Annotated in this window: 9 protein-coding genes; 1 reads left to right on the top strand and 8 read right to left on the bottom strand. The window is 68.5% G+C overall.

The features are described 5' to 3' along the window. Nucleotides 1-3: 3 nt before the first annotated feature. The 8 genes from lnt to VNJ47_06765 form a co-directional block, all read right to left on the bottom strand. Nucleotides 4-1,521, bottom strand: coding sequence for an apolipoprotein N-acyltransferase (gene lnt, locus VNJ47_06800; GenBank protein HXG28537.1), 1,518 nt, complete (start codon nucleotides 1,519-1,521; stop codon nucleotides 4-6). Further along, nucleotides 1,518-2,405: a transporter associated domain-containing protein gene (locus tag VNJ47_06795; protein ID HXG28536.1), complete on the bottom strand. Its 888-nt coding sequence runs from the start codon at nucleotides 2,403-2,405 to the stop codon at nucleotides 1,518-1,520. The genes lnt and VNJ47_06795 overlap by 4 nt, the downstream gene beginning before the upstream one ends. Beyond that, on the bottom strand, nucleotides 2,402-2,869 hold the full coding sequence (gene ybeY / locus VNJ47_06790) for an rRNA maturation RNase YbeY (protein HXG28535.1): 468 nt from the start codon (nucleotides 2,867-2,869) through the stop codon (nucleotides 2,402-2,404). Before ybeY ends, VNJ47_06795 begins: the two co-directional genes overlap by 4 nt. Continuing rightward, on the bottom strand, nucleotides 2,866-3,837 hold the full coding sequence (locus VNJ47_06785; protein ID HXG28534.1) for a PhoH family protein: 972 nt from the start codon (nucleotides 3,835-3,837) through the stop codon (nucleotides 2,866-2,868). The genes ybeY and VNJ47_06785 overlap by 4 nt, the downstream gene beginning before the upstream one ends. 18 nt (nucleotides 3,838-3,855) lie before the next feature. After that, nucleotides 3,856-5,202: a tRNA (N6-isopentenyl adenosine(37)-C2)-methylthiotransferase MiaB gene (gene miaB / locus VNJ47_06780; GenBank protein ID HXG28533.1), complete on the bottom strand. Its 1,347-nt coding sequence runs from the start codon at nucleotides 5,200-5,202 to the stop codon at nucleotides 3,856-3,858. Nucleotides 5,203-5,239: 37 nt separating this feature from the next. After that, complete coding sequence (locus tag VNJ47_06775; GenBank protein ID HXG28532.1) at nucleotides 5,240-6,214, bottom strand: NADPH:quinone oxidoreductase family protein; 975 nt, start codon at nucleotides 6,212-6,214, stop codon at nucleotides 5,240-5,242. A 56-nt stretch (nucleotides 6,215-6,270) separates the two neighbouring features. Beyond that, nucleotides 6,271-6,732: a single-stranded DNA-binding protein gene (gene ssb / locus VNJ47_06770; GenBank protein HXG28531.1), complete on the bottom strand. Its 462-nt coding sequence runs from the start codon at nucleotides 6,730-6,732 to the stop codon at nucleotides 6,271-6,273. Between the two features lie 73 nt (nucleotides 6,733-6,805). Continuing rightward, the gene (locus VNJ47_06765; protein HXG28530.1) at nucleotides 6,806-7,987 is read right to left on the bottom strand and encodes an MFS transporter; all 1,182 of its coding nucleotides are present in this window, start codon (nucleotides 7,985-7,987) and stop codon (nucleotides 6,806-6,808) included. A gap of 65 nt (nucleotides 7,988-8,052) precedes the next feature. On the opposite strand from VNJ47_06765, the gene uvrA reads away from it, so the two are divergent. Continuing rightward, entirely contained in the window at nucleotides 8,053-10,905 is a 2,853-nt protein-coding gene (gene uvrA, locus VNJ47_06760) for an excinuclease ABC subunit UvrA (protein HXG28529.1), read from the top strand. Nucleotides 10,906-10,920 lie beyond the last annotated feature (15 nt).

Here is a 10,920-nt window from a genome sequence, read left to right as displayed (position 1 = left end):
GAATCAGGCACGGCGGCGACGCCAGAGCAGCAACCCGCCAAGACCGGCCAGGCTCAGAAGCCATAGCGGCGCGTTGCCGAGGCGTGCGTAGGGCGTCAGGCCCGCGCGCGGCGCCACCTCGGCGCGCAGCACGTCCACCGCGAACTGCGGGCTGGCCTGGCGGATGCGCCCGTCCGGCCCGATCACCGCGCTGATGCCGGTATTGGCCACGCGCAAGAGGCTGCGACCCATCTCCAGCGCGCGCATGCGCGCGAACTGCAGGTGCTGGTGCGGTGCCGAGGAATCCTCGAACCAGGCGTCGTTGGTCACGTTCACCAGCAGCTCTGCCTGCGGCAGGTCGCGGCGGATGTCGCGGCCGAACACGTCCTCGAAGCAGATCGAGATGCCGAGCGTGTGCCCGTCCAGCATCAGCGGCGGCTGCTCGTCGGGGCCGCTGCTGAAGTCCGAATACTGCAGCCCCAGCACGCTGCCGATGTCGAGCAGCCACTTGGGCGCCGGGAAATACTCGCCGAAGGGCACCAGGTGACGCTTGTAATAGGCGCCGCGCTCTACGCCGAGCCAGACCACTGCGTTGTACAACGGCGCGTCTGGTGCATCGCGCACCAGCACGCCGGCCAGCAGCGTGCTGCCGCTGAGCTGCGCGCGCGCGTTCAGCGTGTCCAGATAAGGCTGGACGTGATGACGCAGCGCGGGGATCGCCACCTCCGGCCAGATGATCAGGCGCCGGCCCCATTCACGCTCGGTCAGCCGGCGGTAATGTGCCAGCGTGGCCTCGCGCCGGCCGGGCCGCCACTTCAGTTCCTGCGGGATATTGCCCTGCACCAGGCTGACGGCAATGGGCGCGCCGCTGTCCTGCGTCCAGCTGCCGGGCGCCGGCAGCAGGGGCAGGGCCAGCAGCATCGGCGCGGCGGCGGCCACGGCCAGGATGCGCTCGCGCCCGCCGCCGGCCACCAGCAGCCACAGTGCGCCGGACAGCAGCACGGCCCCTGCGCTCATGCCGTACACGCCCGTCACCGGCGCCAGCCGCGCCAGCGGCGTGTCGAGGAAGGCATAACCGAGGCTCAGCCAGGGGAAACCGGTGCCGAATACGTCGCGGAACAGCTCGGCGAACAGCCACAGGACCGGCAGCGCCAGCAGCGCCGCCACGGCCGGCGCCGAGTCCTGCCAGAGCCAGCGGCGCAGCGCATAGCCGATCAGTGCCGGGTACAGCGCCAGGTAGCTTGCCAGCGCGATCACCAGCAGCACCGCCAGCCAGGCGGGGCCACCGCCATAGTGGTGGATGCTGATGTAGATCCAGTAGATGCCGAGGGTGAAATGCGCGAGCCCGAACACGAAACCGCGCCAGGCGGCGCGCGCGGGTCCGACGTCGCGCCACAGCCACAGCAGCGCGGCCGGGGCGATCAGGGTCAGGCCGATCCAGCCCCAGGGCGCGAAGCCCAGCGTCGCACCGAGGCCGAACAGCGCCGGCAACCAGCTGTCGCCGGCCCGGCCCGCGGCCAGGCGCCGCAGCCGCGCGTTCACGCCGCCGACGGCCCGCGATCGGGCAGCACCGTGACCTGGAACAGGTGCACGCGCCGGCTGTCGGCGCGCTGCACGTTGAACTGGAAGCAGTCGAGCGTGACGCTCTCGCCGCGCCGCGGCAGGTGGCCGAAATGGTGCGCCACCAGGCCGCCGATGGTGTCGAACTCCTCGTCGCTGAACTGCACGCCGAAATAGCGGTTGAACTCCGCGATCGGCGTCAGCGCGCGCACCAGGTAGCGCTCGCGGTCCTGGCGCAGGATGAAGGCGCCCTCTTCCTCGTCGTGCTCGTCGTCGATCTCGCCGACGATCTGCTCCAGCACATCTTCGATCGTCACCAGCCCGGATACGCCGCCGTACTCGTCGATGACGATGGCGATGTGGTTGCGGTTGGCGCGGAATTCCTTGAGCAGCACGTTGAGGCGCTTGCTCTCCGGCACCACCACCGCGGGCCGGATCACCTCTCGGATGTCGAAGCGCGACTCCGGCGTGAGGTGCTCCTGGTCCAGCGCCAGGCGCAGCAGGTCCTTGGCCAGCAGGATGCCGACCACCTCGTCGCGGTTGTCGCCGATCACCGGGTAGCGGGAATGGCCGGACTGGATCACTTCGCGCAGCAGCTCGGCCGGTGAGGCGTCACGCTCCACCACCACCATCTGCGAGCGCGGCACCATGATGTCGCGCACCTGGGTCTGCGACACCTGCAGCACACCCTGGATCATGCCGTAGGCCTCGGCGTCCAGCAGCGCCGCCTGGCGGCCTTCACGCAGCCACTCGAGGATCTCCTCGCGGCTCTGCGGCGCGCCGACCAGCTGCCGTGCCTGCTTGCGCAGCCAGCCCTGCAGGCCTTTCCGGCCCGGGGTCCGGGCGGGCTCCTTGGATTTGCTCATGCGGCCTTGCCTTGCGCGGTTCGATAGGGGTCGGGGTAGCCCAGGCGGGCGAGGATCTTTTTTTCCAGCGCTTCCATGCGTGCGGCCTCGCGGGCCCCCTCATGATCATACCCGAGCAGGTGCAGCACGCCATGCACGGTCATGTGCGCCCAGTGCGCCTCGGCCGGCTTGCCCTGGGCCCGGGCCTCGCGCGCCACCACCTGCGCGCAGATCACCAGGTCGCCCAGCGGCAGCGGCCGCAGCCCCGCCGGCGGCGCGCACGGAAAGGACAGCACGTTGGTCGGCCTGTCTTTGCCCCGGTAGCGCGCGTTGAGCCGCCGGCTCTCGGCCGGAGTGACGATGCGGATCGACAACTCGGCGGCATCGCAACGGCCGTCGAGCGCGACAGCGGCCCAGCGCCGGAAACGCGCCGGCGCGGGAATGCGGGCGCGGCTGGCGCGCTGCAGGTCCAGCAGCAGTTTCACCGGGTGTCCTGCCCTTCGTGCGACTCGTAGGCGCGCACGATGCGCTGCACCAGCGGGTGGCGCACCACATCCTCGTTGGCGAACCAGGTGAAGCTGATGCCGGGCACGTCCCGGAGCACCTCGGCCGCGTGGCGCAGGCCGGAGCGCGACTGGCGCGGCAGGTCCACCTGGGTGACGTCGCCGGTGACCACCGCGATGGAGCCGAAGCCGATGCGGGTGAGGAACATCTTCATCTGCTCGGTGGTGGTGTTCTGGGCCTCGTCCAGGATGATGAAGGACTCGTTGAGCGTGCGCCCACGCATATAGGCCAGCGGCGCAACCTCGATGACATTGCGCTCCACCAGCCGCGCCACGCTCTCGAAGCCCAGCATCTCGTACAGCGCGTCGTACAGCGGGCGCAGGTAGGGATCCACTTTCTGCGCGAGGTCACCCGGCAGGAAGCCCAGCTTCTCGCCCGCCTCCACCGCCGGCCGCACCAGGATCAGCCGGCGCACGCGGTCGGTCTCCAGCGCGTGCACGGCGCAGGCCACGGCGAGGTAGGTCTTGCCGGTGCCGGCCGGCCCGATGCCGAAGTTGATGTCGTGGGCGAGGATGCTGCGCAGATACTGCTGCTGGTGCGGGCTGCGGCCGCGGATCACGCCGCGCTTGGTGCGGATCTGGATCGCGTCGGCCGCCGCCGGCGCCGCCTCGCTGTGCTCGCTATAGCCGTATTCCAGCAGCCCCAGGTGCACGCGCTCACGGGTCAGGGCCTCGCTTGCGGTTTCCCGGTACAGCGCATCCAGCAGCTCGCGCGCGGCGACGGTGGCCTCGTGCGGGCCCTTGATCTGGAAATGGTTGCCGCGGTTGTGGATCTCCACGCCGAGCCCGCGCTCGAGCTGGCGCAGATGCTCGTCCAGCGGGCCGCAGAGGTTGGCCAGCCGCGGGTTGTCCATCGGCTCCAGAACCAGTTCGACCGTGGTGCTCGACAAGGGCGTGATCGCGGTGGTTCAGACGGCCAGCGGCAGCTCGCGCGTCAACACGCGGCCGCGCAGGGAGTTGGGCAGCGCCTCGGTAATCTCGATGTCCACCAGCTGGCCGATCAGCCGTTCGTCGCCGTCGAAGTTGACCCAGCGGTTGTTCTCGGTGCGCCCCGCCAGCTGGCGTGCGCTCTTGGCCGAGCGGCGCTCGACCAGCACGCGCTGGCGGCTTCCAACCATGGCGCGGCTGTAAGCCTGGGCCTGGGCGGTGATGCGCGCCTGCAGGCGCTGCAGGCGCGCTTCCTTCTCGGCCTGCGGCACGTTGTCGACCAGCAGCGCCGCCGGCGTGCCCGGGCGCTTGCTGTAGATGAAGCTGTAGGAATGGTCGAAGCCGATATCTGCGACCAGTTCCAGCGTGGCCTGGAAGTCGGCCTCGGTTTCGGTCGGGAAACCGACGATGAAATCCGAGGACAGCGAAATATCCGGGCGCAGCTCACGCAGGCGGCGCACCTTGTCGGCGTACTGCGCGCGCGTGTAGCCGCGCTTCATCATGCCGAGGATGCGGTCCGAACCCGACTGCACCGGCAGGTGCAGGTGGCTGACCAGCTGGGGCACGCGGCCGTAGACCTCGATCAGCCGGTCCGAGAACTCGGCCGGGTGCGAGGTGGTGTAGCGGATGCGCGCGATGCCTTCGATGCCGGCGATCAGCTCGATCAGCAGCGCCAGGTCGGCCTCGTCGCCGTCCTCCATGCGGCCGCGGTAGGCGTTGACGTTCTGGCCCAGCAGCGTGACCTCGCGCACGCCCTGCTCTGCCAGCTGCGCCACCTCGGCCAGCACGGCGTCCAGCGGCCGGCTGACCTCCTCGCCGCGGGTATAGGGCACCACGCAGAACGTGCAGTACTTGCTGCAGCCTTCCATGACCGAGACATAGGCGGTCGGGCCTTCCGTGCGCGGCGGCGGCAGGTGGTCGAACTTCTCGATCTCCGGGAAGGACACGTCCACCGCCGGCCGCCCGGCGCGGCGCGCCTGCTCGACCAGCTCCGGCAGCCGGTGCAGGGTCTGCGGGCCGAACACCACGTCCACGAAGGGCGCGCGCCGCAGGATCTGCTCGCCTTCCTGGCTGGCCACGCAGCCGCCCACGCCGATCACCAGTTCCGGTCGCACGGCCTTGAGCGGCCGCCAGCGGCCCAGCTGCGAGAACAGCTTCTCCTGCGCCTTCTCGCGCACCGAGCAGGTGTTCAAGAGCAGGATGTCCGCCTCCTCGGGGCTCTGGACGCGCTCCGCCCCCTGGGCCTGCCCCAGCACGTCGGCCATCTTGGCCGAGTCGTACTCGTTCATCTGGCAGCCCCAGGTCTGGATGTAAACCTTGGGTTTCATGGGCTTAATTGTAGCCTGACACCCGGCACGGGCCGGCTCAGGGCAGCAGCACCAGCTTGCCGGTGGCCGTGCGCGTGAGCAGATCCCGCATCGCCTGCGCCGCCGCCGAGAGCGGATAGGTCCGGGATACCGGCGGCCGCAGACGGCCCTCCCTATACCATTGAAAAAGCTGGTGAAAATTGGCCATGTTGACCTGCGGCTCCTTCATCACGAACTGGCCCCAGAACACGCCGACCACGGCACAGCCCTTGAGCAGCACCCGGTTGATGGCGAGGTTCGGGATGCTGCCGCCGGCAAAGCCGACCACCAGGATGCGGCCGTTCCAGTTGATGCAGGACAGGCACTGGTCGAACAGTTCGCCGCCGACCGGGTCGTAGATCACGTCCGCGCCCTTGCCGCCGGTCAGCTTCTTGACCTGATCCTTGAGGCTGCCGGTCGAATAATTGATCAATTCATCCGCGCCGTTGGCCTTGCAGATCGCCAGTTTCTCGTCCGTACCGGCGGCCGCGATCACGCGTGCACCCATGATCTTGCCCAGCTGCACCGCCGCCAGGCCGACGCCGCCTGCCGCGCCCAGCACCAGCAGGGTCTCGCCGGATTTGAGGTCCGCGCGCTGCTTGAGCGCGTGATAGGACGTGCCGTAGATCATCGGGAAACCGGCGGCGGCGGTGAAGTCCATGCCCTTGGGCAGGGGCAGCAGTGCGCTCGCCGGCGCCACCACCTGCTCGGCATAAGCGCCGTTTAGAATGACGCCGGCCACAGGGTCGCCCGGCTTCAGGTGCTGGATGCTCTCGCCGATCTCGACGATCTCGCCGGCGAACTCGCCGCCAGGCACGAAGGGTGGCTCGGCCCGGAACTGGTACTTGCCCTGGATGATGAGCGTGTCGGGGAAGTTGACCCCGACCGCCTTCACCGCCACGCGCACGGCCGCCTTGCCCAGGGCCGGCAGCGGGAAGTCTTCGTAGACCAGTTTCTCGGGCGGGCCGAATTCCTTGCAGACGATGGCTTTCATGGTGATCGGGGTCTGTCGGGTTGGGGAGCGGCCTTATACCTGAGCGCCGCGCATGATCAGAACGGAATATCGTCGTCCAGGCTGTCGTTGCCGGCGTCCATCGCCGGTTTGGCCTTGGCGCGCGCCGCCGCGGGCCGCACCGCCGGCTCGTCGTCGTAGCTGGCGGTGGCGCTGCCGCCGCCGCGGCCGCCGAGCATCTGCATGTCGCTCACGACAATCTCGGTGGTGTAGCGGTCCTTGCCTTCCTTGTCCTGCCATTTGCGCGTGCGCAGCGAACCCTCGACATAGACCTGGCTGCCCTTCTTCAGGTATTCGCCGGCGATCTCGGCGAGCTTGCCGAAGAACACCACGTTGTGCCATTCGGTGCGGTCCTTCTTCTCCCCCGACTCTTTGTCCTTCCAGCTCTCGGAGGTAGCCAGCGTGACATTGCAGACCGCCGAGCCGCTCGGCATATATTTGACCTCGGGATCCCTGCCGAGATTACCGATCAGGATGACCTTGTTCACGCCTCTCGCCATGGTGGCTTCCTCCTCCAGGTTGTCGCGGACGGCCCGGCTCCCTGCCCGACCGGTGATGAAAACTGCCCCGGCATTATAGGCGGATTTCACGCTCGGCCTGCGGCACCTGCATACCGGCAGCGAAGACCAGCCAGACCAGCGCCAACCCGGCGGCGAACAGGAACACACCCGTGGTGCCGGCCTTGCCCAGCACAAAGCCGCCCAGTGCGCCGCCGCAGAAGGTGCCGAGGAACTGCAGGCTGGAATACACCCCCAGCGCCGCGCCACGGTGTCCGGCCGGGGCACAGCGCGACACCAGCGAAGGCAGCGAGGCCTCGAGCAGGTTGAAGCCGGCGAAGAACAACAGTAGGAGCACGGCCAGCAGCCCGATCTGGTGAGGTGTCAGGGCAAGCCCCATGAGCGCCATGGCCAGCAGCGACACACAACCCAGGAACGCCGGCTTCAACCCACCCTCGCGGCCGCTGTATTGCAACAGCGGCAGCAGCAGCAGGATCGACAGCAGCATCACCGGCAGGTAGACCTGCCAGTGCTGGGGCCCGGCCAGGCCGGCGTCGCGCAAGGCCAGTGGCATCGCCACGAACAGGCTGGTCAGGATGGCGTGTAGTACGAAGATACCGCCATCCAGCCGCAGGAGTTCGGCACTCGACAATACGCGCAGCAGTTCGCGCCAGGAATGCGGCTCGTCCGACAGCGTGAGCGGCGGCGCCTGCGGTACCCAGGTCAGCAGCACCACGATGCACAGCAGCCCCAGCGCGGCCGTCAGCCAGAATATTCCAGGCACGGAAATCCAGGCATGCAGCACTGGCCCCAGCACCATGGCCAGCAGGAAGCAGGCGCCGATGCCGATGCCGAGCACCGCCATGGCCGCCGTGCGCACCGTCTCACGGGTCAGGTCGGCGAGCAGGGCATTGATCACGGCGCCGACCGCGCCCGCGCCCTGCAGGGCGCGACCCGCGATCACCCAGAGGATGTCGTCGGCCAGGGCCGCCAGCACGCTGCCGGCGGCAAAAATCAGCAGGCCCGCCACGATCACGGGCTTGCGCCCCAGGCGGTCCGAGGCCAGACCGAAGGGCAGCTGCAGCAGCGCCTGGGTGAGGCCGTAGATGCCCAGCGCCAGGCCCAGCGTCAGCGGCGTCACCCCGTCCAGCTCCCCGGCATACAGCGCGAACACCGGCAGAATCATGAACAGGCCCAGCATGCGCAGCGCGAAGATCAGCGACAGGCCGAGGGTCGCCCGGCGTTCCTGGGGGTTCATGGGTGTTTTGCGGCCGGCTTGAAGTCGGACGTATAGTAAAGGGTTCGTTCCGTCGCCGAAACTGCATGGACACCATCAGCATCCGCGGTGCGCGCACGCACAATCTGCGCAATCTCGACCTCGACCTGCCACGCGATCGCCTGATCGTGATCACGGGCCTGTCCGGTTCGGGCAAGTCCTCGCTGGCCTTCGACACCCTGTATGCAGAGGGCCAGCGCCGTTACGTGGAGTCGCTGTCGGCCTACGCGCGGCAGTTCCTGTCGATGATGGAAAAACCCGACGTGGACCACATCGAAGGCCTGTCCCCGGCCATCTCGATCGAGCAGAAGTCCACCTCGCACAACCCGCGTTCCACGGTCGGCACGGTCACGGAAATCCACGACTATCTGCGCCTGCTGTACGCGCGCGTCGGCACGCCGCGCTGCCCCGACCACGGCGTGGACCTGAACGCGCAGACCGTGAGCCAGATGGTGGACCAGGTCATGGCCCTGCCCGAAGGCAGCGCCTGGCTGCTGCTGGCGCCGCTGGTGCAGGACCGCAAGGGGGAATACGCCGACGTGTTCGAGAAACTGCGCGGTCAAGGCTTCCTGCGCGCGCGTGTGGACGGGCAGGTCGTCGAGCTGGAGCAGGCACCGAAGCTGAACCCGAAGCTCAAGCACAGCATCGAGGTGGTCGTGGACCGCTTCAAGGTGCGTGGCGACATCGCCCAGCGCCTGGCGGAGTCCTTCGAGACTGCGCTGCGCCTGGCGGACGGCCTGGCGGTGCTTGCACCGATGGAAGGCAAATCCGCCGAAATCCTGTTCTCCGCCAAGTTCGCCTGCCCGCACTGCGGCTATTCGCTGTCCGAGCTGGAACCGCGGCTGTTCTCCTTCAACAGCCCGATCGGCGCCTGCCCGACCTGCGACGGCCTCGGCGTGCTGTCGGTGTTCGACCCCGAGCGGGTGATCACTTCGGGCAGTCTGAGCCTGGCGGGCGGCGCGGTGCGCGGCTGGGACCGGCGCAATCCCTACTACTACAGCCTGATCCAGTCGCTGGCTGCGCACTACGACTTCGACCTGGAGACGCCGTTCGAGGACCTGCCGAAAAAAATCCAGAAGATCGTGCTCTACGGCAGCAACGGCGAGGTCATCCCCTTCAGCTACAGCGACGAGCGCGGGCGCAAGGTCACGCGCCGGCATGCCTTCGAGGGCATCCTGCCCAACATGGAGCGACGCTACCGCGAAACCGAGTCGCTCGCGGTGCGCGAGGAGCTGGCCAAGTATCGCAGCGACAAGCCCTGTCCCGACTGCAACGGCGCCCGCCTGGGCCGCGCCGCGCGCAACGTCTACGTGGGCGAGCGCAGCCTCACCGACCTCTGCGCGCTGTCGGTGGCGGACGCGCGCGATTTCTTCCATGCGCTGAAGCTGCCCGGCCGGCGCGGGGAGATCGCGGCGCGCATCCTCAAGGAGATCACGCTGCGGCTGGACTTCCTGGTCAACGTCGGCCTGGACTACCTCAACCTCGCGCGCAGCGCCGAGACCCTGTCCGGCGGCGAGGCGCAGCGCATCCGCCTGGCCTCGCAGATCGGCGCCGGGCTGGTGGGCGTGATGTACGTGCTGGACGAGCCCTCGATCGGCCTGCACCAGCGCGACAACCAGCGCCTGCTCAAGACCCTGTTCCACCTGCGCGACCTCGGCAATACCGTCATCGTCGTGGAGCACGACGAGGAGGCCATCCGCGCCGCCGACCACATCGTGGACATGGGCCCGGGCGCCGGCGTGCACGGCGGCACCGTGGTGGCCCAGGGCACGCTGCCGGACATCGAGCGCGCGCCGGAATCGCTCACCGGCCAGTACCTGTCCGGGCGGCGGCGCATCGAGGTGCCGGCGCAGCGCGTGCCGCGCAACCCGAAGAAGCTGCTGCGCATCGAGAAGGCCAGCGGCAACAACCTCAAGCACGTCAGCGTCGAGATCCCGCTGGGCCTGATGACCTGCGTCACCGGCGTGTCCGGTTCCGGCAAGTCCACGCTGATCAACGACACCCTGTACCAGTACGCGGCGCGCGAACTGAACGGCGCCATCACCCGCCACGCGCCCTGCGAGGGCGTGCACGGCCTGAAGCAGCTCGACAAGGTAATCGACATCGACCAGTCGCCCATCGGGCGTACGCCGCGTTCGAACCCCGCGACCTACACCGGCCTGTTCACGCCGATCCGCGAGCTGTTCGCCGAGGTACCCGAGGCGCGCGCGCGCGGCTACACGCCAGGCCGCTTCAGCTTCAACATCGCCGGCGGGCGCTGCGAATCCTGCCAGGGCGATGGCGTGATCAAGGTGGAGATGCATTTCCTGCCGGACATCTACGTGACCTGCGACGTGTGCAAGGGCCGGCGTTACAATCGCGAGACGCTGGACATCCGCTACAAGGGCCGCAACATCCACGAGGTGCTGGAGATGACGGTCGAGGACGCGCTCGAGTTCTTCAGCGCAGTGCCGGTAATCCAGCGCAAACTGCAGACCCTGGCCGACGTCGGCCTGTCCTACATTCGCCTCGGCCAGAACGCGACTACCCTGTCCGGCGGCGAGGCGCAGCGCATCAAACTGGCCAGGGAACTGTCACGTCGCGACACCGGCAGCACGCTTTATATCCTCGACGAACCCACCACTGGGCTGCACTTCCACGACATCGCCCAGCTGCTCACCGTGCTCAACACCCTGCGCGACCACGGCAATACCGTGGTGGTGATCGAGCACAACCTCGACGTGATCAAGACCGCCGACTGGATCATCGACATGGGCCCGGAGGGCGGCGACGGCGGCGGCACGGTGGTGACCACCGGCACGCCGGAGGACGTCGCAGCCTGCGAGCGCTCCCACACCGGCCGCTTCCTCAAGGCGGTGCTGGCCGCGCAGCCATCACGCCGGACGGCGAAGCGGGCATAAAGGAATAAAGGCGGG

The organism is Nevskiales bacterium (assembly GCA_035574475.1).
Lineage (GTDB): Bacteria > Pseudomonadota > Gammaproteobacteria > Nevskiales > DATLYR01 > DATLYR01.
This window is presented reverse-complemented; position numbering and strand designations above follow the sequence as displayed.

Bases quoted from the DNA above. Each gene is read 5' to 3' on its own strand.
- VNJ47_06795 (HXG28536.1), bottom strand. From the start codon at position 2,405: ATGAGCAAATCCAAGGAGCCCGCCCGGACCCCGGGCCGGAAAGGCCTG.
- miaB (HXG28533.1), bottom strand. From the start codon at position 5,202: ATGAAACCCAAGGTTTACATCCAGACCTGGGGCTGCCAGATGAACGAG.
- VNJ47_06775 (HXG28532.1), bottom strand. From the start codon at position 6,214: ATGAAAGCCATCGTCTGCAAGGAATTCGGCCCGCCCGAGAAACTGGTC.
- ssb (HXG28531.1), bottom strand. From the start codon at position 6,732: ATGGCGAGAGGCGTGAACAAGGTCATCCTGATCGGTAATCTCGGCAGG.
- VNJ47_06765 (HXG28530.1), bottom strand. From the start codon at position 7,987: ATGAACCCCCAGGAACGCCGGGCGACCCTCGGCCTGTCGCTGATCTTC.
- uvrA (HXG28529.1), top strand. From the start codon at position 8,053: ATGGACACCATCAGCATCCGCGGTGCGCGCACGCACAATCTGCGCAAT.